Source organism: Plantibacter auratus (assembly GCF_050587365.1).
GTDB classification, from domain to species: domain Bacteria; phylum Actinomycetota; class Actinomycetes; order Actinomycetales; family Microbacteriaceae; genus Plantibacter; species Plantibacter auratus.
This window is the reverse complement of record NZ_JBOBFV010000002.1, coordinates 271,483-288,810: the sequence shown is the minus strand read 5'-3', so window position 1 is coordinate 288,810 and position 17,328 is coordinate 271,483. Positions and strand designations below refer to the sequence as shown.

17 protein-coding genes are annotated in these 17,328 nt (G+C 70.2%); 12 read left to right on the top strand and 5 right to left on the bottom strand.

The annotated features are described in order from the left end of the window. Window positions 1–9: 9 nt before the first annotated feature. Both ACQ3HE_RS08475 and ACQ3HE_RS08470 read right to left on the bottom strand, forming a co-directional pair. Window positions 10–894 carry a TolB family protein gene (locus tag ACQ3HE_RS08475; protein WP_430892194.1) on the bottom strand — a complete coding sequence of 295 codons (885 nt, stop codon included), beginning with the start codon at window positions 892–894 and terminating at the stop codon, window positions 10–12. Between the two features lie 66 nt (window positions 895–960). Continuing rightward, window positions 961–1,533 (bottom strand): NADPH-dependent F420 reductase, encoded by a 573-nt coding sequence (locus tag ACQ3HE_RS08470; protein ID WP_159877419.1) that lies wholly within the window; start codon window positions 1,531–1,533, stop codon window positions 961–963. Window positions 1,534–1,638: 105 nt separating this feature from the next. On the opposite strand from ACQ3HE_RS08470, the gene ACQ3HE_RS08465 reads away from it, so the two are divergent. Both ACQ3HE_RS08465 and ACQ3HE_RS08460 read left to right on the top strand, forming a co-directional pair. Further along, window positions 1,639–2,121, top strand: coding sequence for a MarR family winged helix-turn-helix transcriptional regulator (locus ACQ3HE_RS08465; RefSeq protein WP_430892192.1), 483 nt, complete (start codon window positions 1,639–1,641; stop codon window positions 2,119–2,121). A 97-nt stretch (window positions 2,122–2,218) separates the two neighbouring features. Continuing rightward, window positions 2,219–2,500 (top strand): hypothetical protein, encoded by a 282-nt coding sequence (locus ACQ3HE_RS08460; RefSeq protein WP_430892190.1) that lies wholly within the window; start codon window positions 2,219–2,221, stop codon window positions 2,498–2,500. Between the two features lie 64 nt (window positions 2,501–2,564). On the opposite strand, the gene ACQ3HE_RS08455 is transcribed toward ACQ3HE_RS08460, so the two are convergent. Beyond that, window positions 2,565–3,773: a cysteine desulfurase-like protein gene (locus ACQ3HE_RS08455; RefSeq protein WP_430892188.1), complete on the bottom strand. Its 1,209-nt coding sequence runs from the start codon at window positions 3,771–3,773 to the stop codon at window positions 2,565–2,567. Between the two features lie 327 nt (window positions 3,774–4,100). Between ACQ3HE_RS08455 and ACQ3HE_RS08450 the strand changes: the two genes are divergently transcribed. Beyond that, window positions 4,101–4,595, top strand: a complete 495-nt coding sequence (locus tag ACQ3HE_RS08450; RefSeq protein WP_430892186.1) for an FBP domain-containing protein — start codon at window positions 4,101–4,103, stop codon at window positions 4,593–4,595. Window positions 4,596–4,654: 59 nt separating this feature from the next. Here the strand turns inward: ACQ3HE_RS08450 and ACQ3HE_RS08445 are convergent, their stop codons facing one another. Both ACQ3HE_RS08445 and ACQ3HE_RS08440 read right to left on the bottom strand, forming a co-directional pair. Next, the gene (locus tag ACQ3HE_RS08445) at window positions 4,655–5,803 is read right to left on the bottom strand and encodes a substrate-binding domain-containing protein (RefSeq protein WP_159877429.1); all 1,149 of its coding nucleotides are present in this window, start codon (window positions 5,801–5,803) and stop codon (window positions 4,655–4,657) included. Further along, entirely contained in the window at window positions 5,800–7,764 is a 1,965-nt protein-coding gene (locus ACQ3HE_RS08440; RefSeq protein WP_430892184.1) for a heparinase II/III domain-containing protein, read from the bottom strand. Before ACQ3HE_RS08440 ends, ACQ3HE_RS08445 begins: the two co-directional genes overlap by 4 nt. 128 nt (window positions 7,765–7,892) lie before the next feature. On the opposite strand from ACQ3HE_RS08440, the gene ACQ3HE_RS08435 reads away from it, so the two are divergent. From ACQ3HE_RS08435 to ACQ3HE_RS08395, 9 genes are all read left to right on the top strand, one after another. After that, window positions 7,893–8,912 carry a hydroxyacid dehydrogenase gene (locus ACQ3HE_RS08435; RefSeq protein ID WP_430892182.1) on the top strand — a complete coding sequence of 340 codons (1,020 nt, stop codon included), beginning with the start codon at window positions 7,893–7,895 and terminating at the stop codon, window positions 8,910–8,912. After that, on the top strand, window positions 8,912–10,924 hold the full coding sequence (locus ACQ3HE_RS08430; RefSeq protein ID WP_430892180.1) for a DUF2264 domain-containing protein: 2,013 nt from the start codon (window positions 8,912–8,914) through the stop codon (window positions 10,922–10,924). Before ACQ3HE_RS08435 ends, ACQ3HE_RS08430 begins: the two co-directional genes overlap by 1 nt. 92 nt (window positions 10,925–11,016) lie before the next feature. Continuing rightward, window positions 11,017–12,285: an ABC transporter substrate-binding protein gene (locus ACQ3HE_RS08425; protein WP_124768539.1), complete on the top strand. Its 1,269-nt coding sequence runs from the start codon at window positions 11,017–11,019 to the stop codon at window positions 12,283–12,285. A gap of 96 nt (window positions 12,286–12,381) precedes the next feature. Next, window positions 12,382–13,290: a carbohydrate ABC transporter permease gene (locus ACQ3HE_RS08420; protein ID WP_124768540.1), complete on the top strand. Its 909-nt coding sequence runs from the start codon at window positions 12,382–12,384 to the stop codon at window positions 13,288–13,290. After that, window positions 13,290–14,258: a carbohydrate ABC transporter permease gene (locus ACQ3HE_RS08415; protein ID WP_430892178.1), complete on the top strand. Its 969-nt coding sequence runs from the start codon at window positions 13,290–13,292 to the stop codon at window positions 14,256–14,258. Before ACQ3HE_RS08420 ends, ACQ3HE_RS08415 begins: the two co-directional genes overlap by 1 nt. Next, window positions 14,255–14,956, top strand: coding sequence for a hypothetical protein (locus ACQ3HE_RS08410; protein WP_430892176.1), 702 nt, complete (start codon window positions 14,255–14,257; stop codon window positions 14,954–14,956). Before ACQ3HE_RS08415 ends, ACQ3HE_RS08410 begins: the two co-directional genes overlap by 4 nt. A 49-nt stretch (window positions 14,957–15,005) precedes the next feature. Then, window positions 15,006–15,884, top strand: coding sequence for a CPBP family intramembrane glutamic endopeptidase (locus ACQ3HE_RS08405; RefSeq protein ID WP_124768542.1), 879 nt, complete (start codon window positions 15,006–15,008; stop codon window positions 15,882–15,884). Window positions 15,885–15,925: 41 nt separating this feature from the next. Then, window positions 15,926–16,585, top strand: a complete 660-nt coding sequence (locus ACQ3HE_RS08400; RefSeq protein ID WP_430892174.1) for an IMPACT family protein — start codon at window positions 15,926–15,928, stop codon at window positions 16,583–16,585. Between the two features lie 85 nt (window positions 16,586–16,670). Then, on the top strand, window positions 16,671–17,282 hold the full coding sequence (locus ACQ3HE_RS08395) for a DUF1349 domain-containing protein (protein ID WP_430892172.1): 612 nt from the start codon (window positions 16,671–16,673) through the stop codon (window positions 17,280–17,282). Window positions 17,283–17,328 lie beyond the last annotated feature (46 nt).

The following is a 17,328-nucleotide window of genomic DNA, read 5'->3' as shown; positions in this document are numbered from 1 at the left end:
TCGGGCGATTCAGCTGGTGATCGGGTAGGCGACGAAGGCGAACCGTGAGCTGTCCGATGCCCAGCTGTTCACGTTGAGCGTGCCCTGCCCGCCGAACAGCGGGTAGCGGCGGAGCGGGGTCGCCCAGTCGTCCGTCGAGACGAGCCGGACCTCGACGTCGAGGTCGGCGGGGTGTCCGATCGTGCCGGTGGGGAAGGCGATGTACGAGGCCAGGCGGGCGTCGGGGGAGAGGTGCGGGAACCAGTCGACGGTGTCGCTCACGACGAGTTGCTCGAGCTCGCCGCCGCCGTCCGGGATCCGCGCGAGCTGCGCATGGCCCGGGGCTGTGCCGAAGTGTTCCGTGTTGCAGAGCAGCCACCGGCCGTCGGGCGACCACTCCGGGCCGTCGAGGTGGCCGTCGCCCGTGTCGAGGACGGTGACGGGGCCGCCGCCCTCGACCGCCGGAGCGATCGCGAGTCGACCGGGGTGCTCGAAGCCTTCGAGTTCGACGTACGCGATCCGCGTGCCGTCGGGTGAGACGCCGTGGAGGAAGTGCCACCGGTCGTCGTCGGCGGTGAGCTTCGTGACCGGTCCGCCGGTGAGGGCACCGCGGTAGATGTGACCGTCCATCGCCGAGAGGAGGATGTGTTCGCCGTCGGGGTCGAGGACGTGGTCGTTGTTGAGCTCGGGGAGGCCGTGAAATTCGATCGGCGTGAGCCCCGCGGTCGGGTCGTCGACCGTGAGCGCCCAGAGTCGCCCGTTGCCGTTGAGGTACAGCGTCCGGCCGTCGAGGGACCAGTTCGGCGCTTCGACGAGGAGCTCGTCGGTCTCGAAGAGGAGGACGGGCGCGTCATCGTGCGGATCGCCGAGCAGGACGCTGGAACGCTGGCCGGGGGCGAGGGCGCGGAAGGTCATGCGCCCATCGTCCTCCAGTCCGTCGTGATCCGGGAGGATCGTTCTTCCCGGATCACGATCCGACGACTACTTGACGAGCGCGAACCCCGCGGTCCAGGAGATCTTCTCCGACGCCGCCAACGTGAGCTGCAGGAAGCCGATCGCCTCGAGTTCGTGGGCGCGCTTCAGGGACCCGGCGTCGACGGCCTCGAGGCCACCGGCGGTCACGAGCTGCTGGAGTGCCGCCTTGGCATCGGCGTCGTCCCCGGCGATGAGGACCGTGGTGGTCACGTCGCCGACCTGCTTCGCGGCGAGGGTCGCGGCGAAGTTCGTGTTGAAGGCCTTGAGAACATGGGAGCTCGGGAGCTTCGCCTGCAGTTCCGCTGCAGCCGAGCTGCCGGCGGCGACGGTGAGGCCGTCGAAGGTCGAGAAGTCGAGGGGGTTGGTGATGTCGACGACGACCTTGCCCGCGAGCTGGTCGGCGTACTGCTCGACGATCGTCGCGAGGGCGGGGTAGGGGACCGCGAGGACGACGACGTCGCCGGTGATCGTGCCGGCCTCGGCCGATCCGAGGTGGTCGACGGAGGCGCCGCCTGCTGCGAGGACACCGGCGATGGCGCTGCCCATGTTGCCGGTTCCGAAGATGGTGACGTTCGTCATGACGATGCTCCTTCTCGTGGCCGCCTGGTCACGGGTCAATTGGTTGTTGGTACAACTAATGTAACACCGGTTAGTTGTAGGCGCAACTATTGCTACGCTGGAGACATGACCGAGACGCGATGGCTGAGCGACGACGAGCAACGCTCCTGGGTGCGCTTCGCCGCGGTGCTCGAACTCCTGCCGGCCGCGCTCGACCTCCAGCTCACGCGGGACGAGCACCTGACGCACTTCGACTACTTCACGCTCGCGATGCTGTCCGAGACGCCGGACCGCACGCTGCGCACCTCGGCGCTCGCGGCCCGGACGAACGCCACGCTGCCTCGTTTGTCGCGGGTGCTGACGCGCTTGGAGGAGGCCGGCTTCGTGGCGCGGACGCCGTGCCCAGAGGATCGACGGGCGACGAACGTGACGCTCACCGATGCGGGCTGGGACAAGGTCGTCCAGGCTGCGCCGGGCCACGTCGAGCATGTGCGGTCGCTCGTGCTCGACGCACTGACGCCGGCGCAGATCGAGCAGCTCGGCGAGATCTCCGCCGCCCTCCTGACGAAGCTCGACCCCGACGGACGGATGTTCGCCAGCGAGGCCTGATCTCCGTCACCTGGGGGATTCGCGGCGCTCCAGGGCTGCGTAGCGTGGGGCTCGACGTCGTGGACACCACCGAGCGCGACGCGGATCGGAGCGAATGATGACCGGATCGACGCAGCCCGAACCTGCACCACACGGGGACGAGGTGCCCCAGGACGGTCCTGCCTCGGCGCGGCCCGAATCGACGCCACGGCCCACCTCGCTCAACGGTGGGACGACCTCCGTCTGGTACTTCGTCGGCGCCACGTTCCTCTTCGCCGGACCCCTGATCTTCGGTGTCGACGACTTCGGGTTCTTCCGGATCATCACCCTCGTCCTCGGGGCGGTCGTCATGGTCGCCGGGTTCGTCGTGCTGCGACGTGAGAGCGGCAAGCGATCCTGAGGGCGCTGACGCCGGGCCGGCTCGCCAACCGTCCAACCGGCGAGCCGTTCAACCGGCGAGCCGGTCAGTCCGCGAGGAAGGCTCTGATGCCATCGAGCAGGCGGTCGACGTCCTCGTCCGAGGTGTACGGGGCGACGCCGACGCGGAGGCCGCCGACGTCCTCGAGGCCCAGCGCAGCGAACGGCTCGACCGCGTAGAACGAGCCAGCCGGTGCGAGGACGTCGCGAGCGGCGAGGAACGCGGCCGCGTCGGCGGAACGCCTGCCCGGGAACGTCATGAACAGCGTCGCCGTGCGCTCGGCGGCTTGCGAGTGCAGCTCGACGAGCGGGCCGAGGTCGGCGAGCTCGTCCTCGATACGGGTGCGCAGCGCGAGTTCCCGCTGGTGGACGGCTGCGGCTGAGGCGACGAGACGGTCGCGTCTCGTCGTGGCGTCACCGGGGTCGATCGACGCGAGCACGCCGATGGCCGCCGTCACGCCAGCCATGAGCTCGTAGGGCAGCGTGCCGAACTCGAAGCGCTCGGGCACCACGTTCGTCGACGGCAGCAGCTTGTCGGGGTGGATCGACTCGAGGAGTTCCGGCGACGCGGCGAGGACACCGCAGTGCGGCCCGAAGAACTTGTACGGCGAGCAGACGAAGAAGTCGGCGCCCAGGGCCTCGACGTCGACGACGTGATGCGCGGTGTAGTGGACGCCGTCGACCCAGACGAGCGCGCCGACGGCGTGCGCCCGGTCGGCGATCGTCCGCACCGGCGGGATGGTGCCGAGGAGGTTCGACGCTGCGGTCACGGCGACGAGCCGGGTGCGCTCGCCGAGGGTCGCGTCGAGCGACTCGAGGTCGAGCTCGCCGGCCGTGGCATCGAGCTCGATCCAGCGCACCGTCGCGCCGGCGCGTTCCGCGGCCTGGACCCACGGGCGGACGTTCGCGTCGTGGTCCAGCCGGGACACCACCACCTCGTCGCCCGCCGTCCAGCCGCGGGACAGGTGCTTCGCGAAGTCGTAGGTGAGCTGGGTCGCGCTGCGACCGTAGACGATGCCGCTCGGGTCGGCGGCGAGGAGGTCCGCCATCGCAGCGCGGAAGGCGACGACCGCGTCGTCAGCCCGTCGTTCGGAGGCGACCGAGGTCCCTCGGTTCGAGAGCGGGCCCGTCAGGGTGTCGAGGATGGCCTGGCCGACGGCGAGCGGCGTCTGGGTGCCGCCGGGGCCGTCGAAGTGGGCGATGCCCGAGGTGAGGGAGGGGAACGCGGTGCGGAGGAGGGCGACGTCGAGGGCCATGCGTCCATCCTGCCGCGCCGGGAGCCTGAACGTGCGGACCAGGGGAGCGAGCGCGCCATCGCTTGATACAGTGCCTGTGTGTCCATGCTCATCGCTCCGCCCCGTGTCGGGCGTCTGGAGGTCGTCGGCGTCCGCAACGCCGGCCCGAGAGAGCAGCGCACCCGGTCGACCACCTCACCCACCCGGTGAGGGCGTCGGCCTCGTCCATCGCGCTCGTCCGAGCGACGACGACGGGGCCGCGCACCCTGACGCACCCACCGCAGCGCACCGACGCGCGGAGGGTCTCTCCGCCGTCTCCACGACGGCCCAGCCGAAACCGGTGAACCCATGATCCCCCTGAACGAATCCCAGATCCGAGCCTCCTTCGTCAACGCGTCGCGCAAGGAGGTCAGTGACGTGAGCCTGCCCATCGACTTCGACATGATCGACTTCGAGGTGCGTGACTTCCTCGGGTGGCGCGACAGGAAGCTGCCGAGACGCGCCTATGTCATCACGATCGTCGACGGCGAACCCGTCGGCATCCTGCTCCGGCAGGCCGATGCGATGCCCCGCACCCGCCCGCAGTGCGCGTGGTGCCAGGACATCACGCTCAGCAACGACGTCGTGTTCTACAGCGCGAAGCGGGCCGGACAGGCCGGCAAGAACGGCGACACGGTCGGCACGCTCGTCTGCGCCGACTTCCAGTGCTCGGCCAACGTGCGGAAGCTGCCGCCGCTCGCCTACGTCGGTTTCGATGCGGAGGCGGCCCGCCAGGAGCGCATCGCGACCCTCGGCGTCCGTGCCGCGTCCTTCGCCTCCTCGGTCCTGAACGGCGTCGGCTGACCCGCTGAGTTGCCTCAATCTGTGCGAAATCCGCCTGATTTCGTGCAGATTCGGGCGACTCAGGCGGGCGGCGCGGTCAGGGAGGAGGCGCGGACCTGCAGCTCGGGGAGGACCTGGGTGCGCTGCGTCGGGCGGCGACGGCCCTCGGACAGACGGGCGACCATCGTCTCGACGGCCATCCGACCGATGTGCTGCTTCGGCGGGCGCAGCGCGGTGATGGGCGGCTCGCCGTTCTCCGCGACCTCGTCGTCGTAGGCGACGATGGCGAGATCCTCGGGGATCCGCACGCCGCGGTCGAGGCAGTGGTGCTCGAGCAGGATCGCCTGCGGATCGGCGTGCACGAACAGCGCGGTGGTCCCCGTGGCGAGGCATTCGTCGACGAGCGCACCCAGCCGGGCGTCCCTGGCGCCGTTCTCGACGTCGTCGATCTCGGCGTTCACCGTCAGTCCCGTGTCCAGCCCCAGGTCCGCGGACGCCCTGGCCCAGCCGCGCCGCAGGTGGTCGGAGGTGGGGGAGTGCCGTGCCGCGGCGATGCCGATGCGGCGGTGCCCCTGCTCGTACAGGTGGCGGACGGCGAGCACCGCGCCGAACTCGTGGTCCGTCGTGACCCACTCGAGCGACCGCAGCGCGAGCGAGGACGGCGCGCGACGCTCGGCCAGCACGACCGGGATCGGCAGCGCATCGAGCCAGGCGAGGAGGGCGTACCCGTCCTGGCCCGCGGTGTCGGGTGCGGCGATGAGCCCGTGGATCCCACCCGTCTCCACGAGCGCGGCCATCTGCCGGCGCTGGTCGGCCGGGTCGTAGGACGAGCCGCGGAGCACGAGCTGCGAGCGGCTGAGGGCGGCCGTGGCGCGGGCACCGTTGACGATCTGTGGCCAGTAGTAGCTGAGCGACGGCACGACCATGCCGATGCGGTACCTGGCGGGGCCGGCGGCGTCGGCCGATCGCGCGACCGTCTGGTCGAGGGAGCTCCGGGCGGTCGCGCCACCGTGGACTCGCGTGACGAGCCCGAGGTCGGCGAGCGCGGTGATGTCGCGTCGGATCGTCAGCTCCGTGACGCCGAGGATGACGGCGAGTTCGCGGACGACGACGGAACCGTTGCGTCGGACCTCGTCCATGATCCGTTCGCGGCGCTCGATGCCGAAGACCTGCGAGGGTCCGGTGCCGGCCGGTGCTCCCCGGTCGCCGGAGACGCCGTCGTCGCTCATCGTGCGGCCTCCACGGTGACGAGCAGACGATCCGCATCGGGACGCGGCAGCAGCCGCACGCGGGTGATCGTCTCGCCCCAGGACGACCGCATCATCGCGTCGTCGAGTCGGACGACCTCCATCGCGACCTCATCCGCGTCGTGCTGGAGCATCACGTCCCGGACGCCGTCGACCGGCCGACGGAGGCGGAGGGTCGCCGGATCGACCTCGGTCACGTCGCCCCACAGCATGAGGGTGACGGCCGTGCCCGCCGGGTCATCGAGCGTCCAGACGTCCTCGATCACGACGCGCGACGCCGTGCGGTCGAGCGTCGCGGTCCGGCGCCAGTGTTCGTGCTCCGCCAGTCCGTAGGCCGCGGCGAGGTCCATCGACCAGCTCGCCTGTGCGCCATGGTCTCCGCCCCGGCGATCGCGCGCCGCGAACTCCGGTCCATGCTGCTGCAGCAGACCGCGCGGTGCCGGGACGCTGTGCCAGTCGCTGCGCATGCACCAGATGTCGTAGCGGTCCGGGCCGAAGGTCCGCGCGTCGTAGGTGGGCCGCCCGGGATCGATGACCGCGGGGACGCCGTCGAGTGCGACGATCACGCTCCCGAGGTCGTTGTGGTTGTGGTTCTCGTCGTTGTGGCCGCCCTTGAGGCTGACCGCGAGTCCGTCGGAACGCCCGTCGTGCTCACGGGCGAGGCTCATGCCGATCGACGGCAGGTCGACCGATGCCGGCAGCGGCAGCGGCAGCGTCGCGTTCCGGGCGTCCGCGACCGCCCATGCACCGTCCAAGCAGACGCGGACGAGACGTCCGAGTCCGGCCCGGTCCGTGGCGACGGGTGCGTCGGGATCGCGATGCGCCATGGCGTACGCGACGACGTCCGGCAGCTCGAGTCGCCGGCCCCAGCGATGCAGGAGATCGAACGGGAGCGTGCGATCACCGCGTGCTCGGGCATCCGCGACGTTCACGTACCAGTCGGCGGACAGCTGCATCCGCAGCGGGAAGCGCAGTGACTCGGGCAGCAGGTCGAGGACGTCGAGCGCGAGGCGACCTCCGGCGAGACGATCGAGGGTCTCGACCGCCTCGAGGGCGCGAGCCGCTCCGTTCCACCAGTACTCCCAGCCCTCGTCGATCGCGCCGTCCCGAGGGAGGCCCGCCAGGTAGCGGTCGATGCCGTCGACGGCTCGGTCGATGACGAGCTCGGCGCGGTCGGGGCTGCAGAGCACCGCTGCTGCGGCGATCGTGTTGCCGAGGATCCAGGGGTTCCAGTTGTGGAGGACGACAGGCTCGCCGTCAGGGTCGACGTCGAGGCCGAGCCAGTGCCAGTCGTCGCGGTCCAGGAACGGCTGGAACACCCGCTGCTCGGCCTCGGTTCGCAGCCGGTCGGTCAGCCCCGGGTAGCGCTCGTCGAGCTCGTCGCCGAGGACGGCGATCGCCCAGGCGACGGCCGCGACCGCCTCACCGGCGCCGAGGTCGAGGAACGGTTCGTCGAGCGACGGCGTGACCGTCCCGAACCGACGGAACGCGTCGTCGTGGGCCGCCCAGCACCAGGTCGTCTGCTCCGCGAGGAGCCACAGGCCGTCGGCGACCTCGGCGAGCGGGTCGTGCCGTGCGGCCACCGCGACACCGGCTGCGGACGCGGCGGCGAGGATCACGGCGCGGGAGAGGCGTGCGAGTCGGTCACCGACCGCCGTCTCGTAGGAGAGGCGCTCCCCGGCGAGCGGGTAGGCGCTGTACTGCGAGAAGAGCGGCTGCGGCCAGGGCGTCGCCGCGCGGTCGGTGGTCGCGGACTCGCGCGTCGCCTGGGCGACGAAGGAGTCGAGCAGCCGTCGGTCGATCGAGCTCCAGTCGCCGTCCGGCACGATGGACCGGAGTGCGGTCGCCGGGCGCTGTGACCACGCCGTCACCAACGGGCCGTGCGCCCGACGTCGCTCATCGGTGGTGGGTGTGGCGGGTGCGGTCTGCGAGGGTGAATGCACGACGTCTCCATGATCATCTTCGATCGAGCTTGTTCGTTTGTGATCGACTGTTTTGACTCCGATCGGATTGGAGTATTCACTACCTGACAACCGCATGCAACCGCGGCCCACTCGAAGGAGAGCACCAGATGTCGAACGCCGCGCGCCCCGCAGCCCTGGTCGCCATGTGGCCCGACGTGTTCTCGACGCTCTTCGACGACGCCCGTCTGTCCCGGCTCCACGCGATGTGCGAGGTCCGCGACGACGAGACCACCGGCGACCTCGACGACCCGGCGCTCGCCGCACGGCTCGCGGAGGTCGAGGTGCTCATCACCTCGTGGGGCACCCCGCCGCTCACGGCGGAGCGGCTCGACCGCATGCCCCGGCTGCGCGCGGTCTTCCACTGCGCCGGCACGGTCCGCTCGCTCGTGACCGACGCCGTCTGGGAGCGCGGCATCGTCGTCACCACGGCCGCCGAGGCGAACGCCATCCCGGTCGCCGAGTTCACCTTCGCCTCGATCGTGCTCGCCGGCAAGCGGGCACAGGTCTTCGCCCGCGACCCGCGGGCACACCGTCGCGAGTGGCGCACCCTGCTCGAGACCACGAACCTGTCCAACCTCGGACGCCGGGTCGGCGTCGTCGGCTTCTCGCGCATCGGCCGTCGCGTCGTCGCCCTGCTCCAGCAGCTCGACGCGGTCGAGGTGCTCGTCGCCGACCCCTACGCCGACGCCACGGCCGTCGCCGCGGCGGGAGCCCGCCTCGTCCCGCTCGACGAGCTCCTGCCGAACGTCGACGTGCTCTCGCTGCACGCTCCGGAGCTCCCGGAGACGAAGCGCATGATCGGGGCTGCCCAGCTCGCGGCGCTCCCGGACGGCGCCACGGTGATCAACACGGCCCGCGGGAGCCTGCTCGACACCGACGCCCTCGCGGCGGAGTGCGCGAGCGGACGCCTCGACGCGATCCTCGACGTCACCGACCCGGAACCGCTGCCGGTGCACTCGCCGCTGCTCGACCTCCCGAACGTCTCGATCACCCCGCACATCGCGGGCTCCCTGGGCCGGGAGACGCTGCGCATGACGGACGCGGCGCTCGACGACCTCGAGCGGTTCCTCAACGGCGAGCACCCGCGCGAAGCCGTCCGGGTCGCAGACCTGGGGGTGAGCGCCTGATGGTCGTGCTCCTGACCGCCCCGGCGTCGGACACACTCGCCCTGGACCGCACCCTGTCACCGTCGACCGGCTGGACGCGCAGGCACTGGGAGGACCTCGCGGACCGGCTGCTCGGCGGTGCCGAACCCTTCACCTCGCCCGGTCGTGCCCGCATCCTGTTCCCGGGTGCGCCAGGCGGCTACGGCTCCGACATCGACGGCCTGGAGGGGTTCGCGCGGACGTTCATGCTCGCCGCCTTCCGCATCGCCGGTGATCCCGCACGGACGGGCGACCTCGTCGAGCGCTACGCCGCCGGCCTCGCGACGGGCACCGACCCGGACTCCCCGGAGCGGTGGCCGCGGCCGGACGAGGTCGACCAGGCCAAGGTCGAGGCCGCAGCCATCGCGATCGGACTCCACCTCACCCGTGCCGAACTCTGGGACCGTCTCGACGACCGGACCAAGCGCACGACGATCGACTGGCTCGCATCCGTCATCGGCCAGCCGTACCCGCCCATCAACTGGGTGTGGTTCCGTATCGTCGTCGAGGAGTTCCTGCGCACGGTCGGTGGCCCGTTCTCGGAAGCGGACCTGGAGGAGGACCTCGCGATCGCGGACGGTTTCTTCCGCGAGGACGGTTGGTTCGCCGACGGCGGCACGCGGGCCTACGACCACTACACCGGGTGGGCGCTCCACCTCTATCCGGTGCTGTGGCGCACGATGCTCACGCCGGGCCACCCGCATCAGGCACGTCTCGACCGCTACGACGCCCACCTCGACCGCTACCTGGAGGACGCCGTCGCACTCGTCGGCGCGAACGGTTCGCCGCTCGTCCAGGGGCGGAGTCTCATCTACCGCTTCGCCGCCGCCGCACCGTTCTGGGCCGGTGCCATGGCCGGGTCCACCGCGCTCTCGCCGGGACTCATCCGTCGAGCGGCCAGTGGTGTCGTGTCGCACTTCGACGCCGCTGGCGCCCCCGACGACCGCGGGATCCTGACGCTCGGCTGGCACCACGAGTGGCGGCAGCTCGCACAGTCCTACTCCGGCCCAGGTTCGCCCTACTGGGCATCGAAGGGCATGCTCGGGCTCGCGCTCCCGGCCGACCACCCGGTGTGGACGGCCATCGAGGAACCACTGCCGATCGAACGGGGCGACGTCCTCCGGACCATCATCGCCCCGGGCTGGATCGTCAGCGGGACGACCGCCGACGGCATCGTCCGCGTCGTCAACCACGGGACGGACCACGCGAACGACGGCGTCGCCCAACGCGACGCCCCGCTGTACGCACGCCTCGGGTATTCGACGGCGACCGCGCCGGGGCTCTCCGCCGATGCCCGCGATCCGTTCGACGGGTCGGTCGTGCTCCTGGACGCCGAGGGTGTCCCGAGTCACCGTTCCGGGTTCACCCGAGGTGGGCTGACGACCCTGCCGACCTCCGACGGATCGTCCACCGGTTGGGCGACGTCCTCCGGTCCCGCCCGCTGGATCGACGCCGATGCCGATGGCCCGGACCACGGCCACGGCCACGCCGCGGACCGGCCCCGCACGGGCGCGCGGATCGACCTCTGCTCGGCCGTCCGCGGCCCCTGGGAGGTGCGGTTCGTCCGCGTCGTCCCGGGCACCGGCGACGAGGTCCCGCTCGGCGCGCTCCATGTCGGCGGGTGGACCGTCAGTGGTCGTGACCTGACCGTCGCCACCGACCAGACCTCGGCGGTCGCCGTCGCCGACGGCGTGCGTTCGGTCGTCGTCGCGCTCCCGAGCGAGCACGACCCGCTTCCGACCGGCGCGCTCCGGTCGGGCGTCCGCGACCTCGACGACGCCACCCCGCTCGGACCCCGTTCGGGCACGCCGTGGTGCGAGACCGACGGTCCCGTCCGCCCGGACCACTGGCACGCGTTCGCGCTCCTCCTGGATGGCGCCACGCAGCCGGGCGTCGTCGCCCCGGCGATGGCGGGCGTCGCCGGGTCCACCGCCCGCACCATCACCTGGCCGGACGGCGCGACGACATCGCTCGACCTGCCCGCGTCGCACTGACGCCCACCGACCGCTCCACCCCGCAGCATCCCCGTCCCACCAGCACCGCCATCACCACAGACAGCACCACTACTCACCGAGGAGCATCCGCAATGAAGCGACCCATCCTGACCATCTCCGCGATCGCCGCAGCAGCCGGCCTCGCCCTCACCGGCTGCTCAGGTGCCGGCTCCGCCCAGCAGGACGAGGACGGCCCCGTCACGCTCAGCGTCTCGGTCTGGAACTACGACCAGACGCCCGAGTTCAAGGCGCTCTTCGACGCCTTCGAGGCCGAGCACCCCGACATCACGATCGAGCCCGTCGACATCCTCGCCGACGACTACTCCGACAAGGTCACGACGATGCTCGCGGGCGGCGACAAGACCGACGTCCTCACCATGAAGAACGTGACCGATTACGCGCGCTACGCGAACCGCGGCCAGCTCGTGGACGTGGGCGACGTCGTCGACGACATCGGCGCGGACAAGCTCGCCGGGATCGAGCCGTTCGCCCTCGACGACACCTACTACGCGGCGCCGTACCGCCAGGACTTCTGGCTGCTGTACTACAACAAGGCCATCTTCGATGCAGCAGGCATCGAGCACCCCGACAACCTCACCTGGGACGAGTACGCGGACATCGCGGCGAAGCTCACCTCGGGCGACGGGGACTCCAAGGTCTACGGCACGTACAACCACTACTGGCGCTCCGTCGTCCAGTCGATCGCCGCAGCCCAGACCGGTGGCGACCTCATCAGCGGCGACTACGGCTTCATGCAGGACCAGTACGACCTCACCCTCGACCTGCAGGACAAGGGCTACGCGCTCGACTACGGCACGGCGAAGACCCAGCAGATCAGCTACCGCACGATGTTCGAGACCGGCAAGGCCGCGATGATGCCGATGGGCACCTGGTACATCGCGGGCATCGCGCAGTCGATCGAGACGGGCGCGACCGACGTCGACTGGGGTGTCGCGCAGATGCCGCAGCTCGAGTCCGGTGAGGAGACGGTGACGTTCGGCTCGCCGACCGCGTTCGCCGTCAACAAGAACTCCACGCACCAGGCCGCCGCGAAGACCTTCCTCGAGTTCGCCGCGAGCGAGGCCGGTGCGAAGGCCATCGCGGCGATCGGTGTCGTCCCCGCGTACCAGTCCGACGACGTCACCGCGGCGTTCACGGCCCTCCCGACCGACGACCTCTCGGTCAAGGCGTTCCAGGAGCCGAAGGACGTCGTCCTCGAGATGCCCGTGAGCGAGTACTCCTCCGACGTCAGCTCGATCCTCGACGAGGAGCACGACCTCATCATGGTCGGCGAGTCGGACGTCGACGACGCCATCACGAAGATGCAGGACCGCGTCAAGAACGACGTCCTCGTCGACTAGTCGCGATCGCGGGGCCGGCACGCTCGGCCCCGCGATCCCCGCGTCCGCCCGGCGCGTCCCCACCGACCCCGCACCACCGTCCTCGAAAGGCTCGTCATGGCGATCGCAGCCCCACCGCAACGCACCCGCTCCAGCAGTCGCGTCCGCAGGAATGCGCTCGTCGGCTGGAGCTTCATCCTGCCGAACTTCATCGGCTTCGCCCTCCTGACCCTCATCCCGATGTGCGCGGCGTTCGTCATCGCGTTCATGAAGTGGGACTCGTACTCACCGCCCGAGTGGGTCGGGTTCGCGAACTTCGCGCGCATGATGCGTGACGAGTCCTTCTGGATCGCGCTCGGCAACACCGCCTACTACGCGGCCGGGCACATCCCGCTCACGATCCTCGCGTCGCTCGGCCTGGCACTGCTCCTCAACCGCAAGCTGCGCGGCCTCGGCTTCTTCCGCACCGCGATGTTCTTCCCGTACATCACCTCGCTCGTCGCCGTCGCCGTCGTGTGGAACATGCTCTTCAACCCCACCGCCGGCCCGATCAACCAGTTCCTCGAGCTCATCGGTGTCGCCGACCCGCCCGGCTGGACGACGAGCTCCGCGTGGGCGATGCCGGCCGTGATCATCACGAGCGTGTGGCGCGACATGGGCTACTACATGGTGCTCTACCTCGCTGGGCTCCAAGCGATCCCGCAGGAGTACTACGAGGCCGCCGAGGTCGACGGTGCGAACGCCTGGCAGCGGTTCTGGAACATCACGATCCCGTCGCTCCGTCCGACGACGTTCTTCGTCCTCATCATGGTGACGATCGCGAGTTTCAAGGTGTTCGACCTCATCGTCGTCATGACGGGAGGCGGCCCAGGCCGGTCCACGCTCGTCCTCTCGCAGCTCATCTACCGCGAGGGCATCACCGAGAACCGCTTCGGATACTCCTCGGCGATCTCGCTCGTGCTGTTCGTCATCGTGCTCGTCTTCACCGTCGTCCAGTTCAAGCTGCAGCAGAGGAAGGAACGCTGATGTCGACCAGTGCCACCACGCGTGCCTCGTCCACGGTCCCGTCGCAGGCGGAGGTCGCGATCGCCGAGGTCACCGACGCCATCACCCCGCCCGTGCTGCCCGGTGCTGGAGCTGGAGGCAAGCGCACCCGGGTGCGCCGCCACGGTCCGATCTCGCCGCTGCGCCGCGTGCTCATCTACGTGATGCTCACCGTGCTGACCGCGATCATCTTCGTCCCGTTCTTCTGGATGGTCTCGTCGTCGCTCAAGCAGAACAACGAGGTGTTCTCGATCCCCGTCCAGTGGATCCCCACCGAGTTCGTCTGGCAGAACTACGTCGACATCTGGACCCGCATCCCGATGCTGACCTACCTCAAGAACTCGCTGTTCCTGTCGGTCACCATCACGATCCTGCAGGTGCTCACCGGGAGCTTCGCCGCCTACGGCTTCTCGAAGATGCACTTCAAGGGACGTGACGTGCTGTTCGTGGCCTACATCGCGACGATCGCGGTGCCGTGGCAGGCCTACATGATCCCGCAGTACATCATGATGCAGAACGCCGGCCTCGTGAACACGCACCTCTCGATCATCCTGCTGCAGGCGTTCGGCGCCTTCGGGGTCTTCCTCATGCGGCAGTACTACCTGACCATCCCCGACGAACTGAGCGAGGCCGCCCGCATCGACGGCCTCAACGAGTACGCGATCTGGTGGCGGATCATCCTGCCGCTGACGAAGCCGGCGCTCGCGAGCCTCGCGCTGCTGACCTTCGTCTCCACCTGGAACGACTACATGGGTCCGTTCATCTACCTGACGAGCAACGACCTCTGGACCGTGCAGCTCGGTCTGCGCTCCTTCGTCGGGCAGTACGACGCCGAATACGCGCTCATCATGGCCGGGTCCGTCGTCTCCGTCATCCCGATCGTGCTGATCTTCCTCCTCGGCCAGCGCTACTTCATCCAGGGCATCGCGACGAGCGGGATGAAGGGATGAGCGCGGTGACCGAGCGGCGCACGGACAACCGTGCCGGCGGCGTGCGCGGACTGCTGCAGCCGCGCCGGGAGACCTTCGAGTCGGTGTTCGGCGTCGTGTACCGATCCCTCATGGTCGGCGTCGGCGTCGGGATCGGCGCGCTCCCGCTGGCGGCCGCGATCGTCCTCGTCGCCGAGCCGCTCGCGAGCTGGCCGTTCCTGCTGCTGTGCTCGCTCCCGCTCGGCCCCGCCTTCGCCGCCGGCTGCTGGTCGTTCCAGCGGTCGCGCGACGCCGCCGACGCCGCGCCGCTGCGGGAGGTCGGGATCGGCCTCCTGCGGACGTGGCGACCGGCGCTCGCCGTGTGGTCGCTCGTGTGTGCGCTCACGTTCGTCGTCGTGATCGACATCGTCGCCGTGTGGGGGACGCCGTTCGCGATGCTGCTCGGGCCGTTGCTCGTCGTCGTGCTGCTGCTCGCGGTCCTCGCAGCCTTCGGCGTGTTCGCCGGCTTGGCGGCCGCTCCGGGCCTGCGGTTCCGGGCCCAGCTGCTCGGCGGGCTCGTCCGGACCGTCCGTCGGCCGGGCACCTCGCTGCTCTCGCTTGTCCTCCTGGCCGCCTGGGCGGTCATCGTCCTCGCGCAACCGGTGCTCGGGCTCCTCGCCCTCGGCGGCTTCGTCCTCTACGCGGTCTGGAGCAACGCCGCGGCGGCGCTCGCCGACTGACGGCGCGGATTGTCCGACGCTCGGCTCGGTTGAGTGGTTGGATCGACGCATGGGCGAGCACAGAGGTCACGGGCACAGCGGTCAGCGGACACTCACCACCAGCGGATGGCACGACTTCTGGGCGAAGGGCGGTGTCGGGCGGGCGTTCCTGCTGGCGATCGTCTACCTCGCCCTGTACCTCGGTGCCGGCTGGGTCGTCGGGCAGCTCTTCGGCTCGCAGATCGGCGAGGACGTCTTCGCGACCCCGCAGAGCGTGTTCTTCGGGCTCATGCTGCCGCTCGTCGTCGGCTCCCTCCTCCTGGCCGGCTTCGTCCTCTCGGTCGGATGGTTCCGGGAGCTGTTCGGAAGGCAGCCCATCCGCGGCCGGTGGTGGATGTGGGTCGCACCGATCGTGATCCTCGCCGCGGTCGTCCTGCGCCTGCTCGGCATCGACTACGGGAGCTACGAGGGTTCCGTGGTCGCTGTCGCGATGCTGTCCGGGGTGTTCATCGGGTTCGCCGAGGAGATCCTGACCCGCGGCCTGGTCGTGAAGATGCTGCGTGACGCCGGCAGCTCGGAGTGGATCGTCATGGTGGTCTCCTCGCTGGTCTTCGCCCTGCTGCACGCCTCCAACCTCCTGTCGGGCCAACCGGTCACGACCGTGCTCGTGACCGTCGTCTACACCTTCGGATTCGGCGTGTGCATGTACCTGACGCTCCGGGTGACCGGCAACCTCATCTGGCCGATCCTGATCCACGGACTCTACGACCCGACGCTCTTCCTCTCGACCGGTGGGATCGACCACGCGGGAGCCGCCGCCGGTCAGAGCGTGTTCCTGGCGATCGCCGGTCCGGCCAACCTGCTCATCATGCTCGTGGCCGTGATCGGCTTGATCTTCGTCCGTGGGCACGTGCAGGCCCACCCGGCCGACGACGTGCTGCGGCCGTAGGCCGAACGGGCCTCATCGACCGGCCGAGTACGCTCGGACGGATGACCACCGCGCGGCAGTACCCGGCGACGATCGCCGCGCCGATCGAGCACGAACTCGTGATCAAGAAGTCGCGCTTCCTCGGCCTCGCTCACCCGGTCGCGTCGCCGGAGGACGCCGAAGCGGTCATCGCGCGGGTGAAGAAGCAGGCGTGGGACGCACGACACCACTGCGTCGCGATGGTCACCGGGCTGCTCGGCGACCAGGCCCGCTCGTCCGACGACGGTGAACCGTCCGGCACGGCGGGGATGCCGATCCTCGAGGTCATCCGGCGGCGGGAACTGACCGACGTGGTCGTCGTCGTCACGCGGTACTTCGGCGGCGTCAAGCTCGGGGCGGGCGGGCTCGTCCGTGCCTACTCCTCGGCGGCCTCCGAGACCCTCGACCTCGCCTCGCTCGTGCGCCGTGAGACGCTGACCCGCGCGACCCTCGTCGTCCCGCACGCCGAGGCCGGGCGGTACGACAACCTGCTGCGCGATTGGGCCGGTAGCCACGGCGCGACGCTCGGCGATCAGACCTACGGGGCGCAGGCGGAGCTGGAACTGTGGGTGCCGCCGGCGGAGCTGGAGCGGCTCCAGGCGGACGTCGCGTCGGCCTCCAACGGTTCGCTCGCCGTAGCCGTCGGGGAGGAACGCGTCGTCGACGTCCCGGCGCCTCGCTGAGCTGCCCGGATCTGCACGGAGTCGGCCGGATGCCGAGCAGATCCGGGCGACTCAGGGGAACGTGCGGTCCCGATAGGGTCGGACCATGCACACCGACGTGACCCGCATCGACGGGCTTCCCGACCTCGCCTGGACCTCGACCCCCGGAATCGCATCGTTCGACGCCGATGCCGGAGCGCTCACCCTCACCTCCGCCGCCGGCGTCGACTGGAGCAACAGCTCGCTCGGTGGGCCGCGTGAGTTGCGTGCCACGGCGCTCGCCTTCGACGCACCCGACCACTTCACGCTCTCGGCGCGGATCGCGGTCGTGAGCGAGCGCAGCACCTTCGACGCCGGTGCCCTCGCACTCTGGATTGACGACGAGCACTGGGCCAAGCTCTGCTTCGAGCAGTCGCCGCAGGGGCAGGCGATGGTGGTGAGCGTCGTGACGAACACCTGGTCGGACGACGTGAACTCGACGCACGTCACGGCCGACCACGTGTGGATGCGCGTCAGTCGTCTCGGTGAGGCATGGGCGTTCCACAGCTCGAACGACGGTGTCACGTGGGACTTCGTCCGGGTCTTCCGTCTGCACAGCGACGCCCCGGTGCGCGTCGGGTTCCTCTCGCAGGCGCCGCTCGGTCCGCCCTGCGAGGCGCGGTTCGACGAGATCGCCTTCGGTGCAGCGCCCTCGACGGACCTCCGCGACGGGAGCTAGTCGTCCTCGACCGATGCGTCCGCGGATCCGGAGTTGACGTATCGGA

Coding starts and splice junctions, on each gene's coding strand:
- ACQ3HE_RS08475 (WP_430892194.1), bottom strand. CDS start 894: ATGACCTTCCGCGCCCTCGCCCCCGGCCAGCGTTCCAGCGTCCTGCTC.
- ACQ3HE_RS08470 (WP_159877419.1), bottom strand. CDS start 1,533: ATGACGAACGTCACCATCTTCGGAACCGGCAACATGGGCAGCGCCATC.
- ACQ3HE_RS08465 (WP_430892192.1), top strand. CDS start 1,639: ATGACCGAGACGCGATGGCTGAGCGACGACGAGCAACGCTCCTGGGTG.
- ACQ3HE_RS08460 (WP_430892190.1), top strand. CDS start 2,219: ATGACCGGATCGACGCAGCCCGAACCTGCACCACACGGGGACGAGGTG.
- ACQ3HE_RS08455 (WP_430892188.1), bottom strand. CDS start 3,773: ATGGCCCTCGACGTCGCCCTCCTCCGCACCGCGTTCCCCTCCCTCACC.
- ACQ3HE_RS08450 (WP_430892186.1), top strand. CDS start 4,101: ATGATCCCCCTGAACGAATCCCAGATCCGAGCCTCCTTCGTCAACGCG.
- ACQ3HE_RS08445 (WP_159877429.1), bottom strand. CDS start 5,803: ATGAGCGACGACGGCGTCTCCGGCGACCGGGGAGCACCGGCCGGCACC.
- ACQ3HE_RS08435 (WP_430892182.1), top strand. CDS start 7,893: ATGTCGAACGCCGCGCGCCCCGCAGCCCTGGTCGCCATGTGGCCCGAC.
- ACQ3HE_RS08430 (WP_430892180.1), top strand. CDS start 8,912: ATGGTCGTGCTCCTGACCGCCCCGGCGTCGGACACACTCGCCCTGGAC.
- ACQ3HE_RS08425 (WP_124768539.1), top strand. CDS start 11,017: ATGAAGCGACCCATCCTGACCATCTCCGCGATCGCCGCAGCAGCCGGC.
- ACQ3HE_RS08420 (WP_124768540.1), top strand. CDS start 12,382: ATGGCGATCGCAGCCCCACCGCAACGCACCCGCTCCAGCAGTCGCGTC.
- ACQ3HE_RS08415 (WP_430892178.1), top strand. CDS start 13,290: ATGTCGACCAGTGCCACCACGCGTGCCTCGTCCACGGTCCCGTCGCAG.
- ACQ3HE_RS08410 (WP_430892176.1), top strand. CDS start 14,255: ATGAGCGCGGTGACCGAGCGGCGCACGGACAACCGTGCCGGCGGCGTG.
- ACQ3HE_RS08405 (WP_124768542.1), top strand. CDS start 15,006: ATGGGCGAGCACAGAGGTCACGGGCACAGCGGTCAGCGGACACTCACC.
- ACQ3HE_RS08400 (WP_430892174.1), top strand. CDS start 15,926: ATGACCACCGCGCGGCAGTACCCGGCGACGATCGCCGCGCCGATCGAG.
- ACQ3HE_RS08395 (WP_430892172.1), top strand. CDS start 16,671: ATGCACACCGACGTGACCCGCATCGACGGGCTTCCCGACCTCGCCTGG.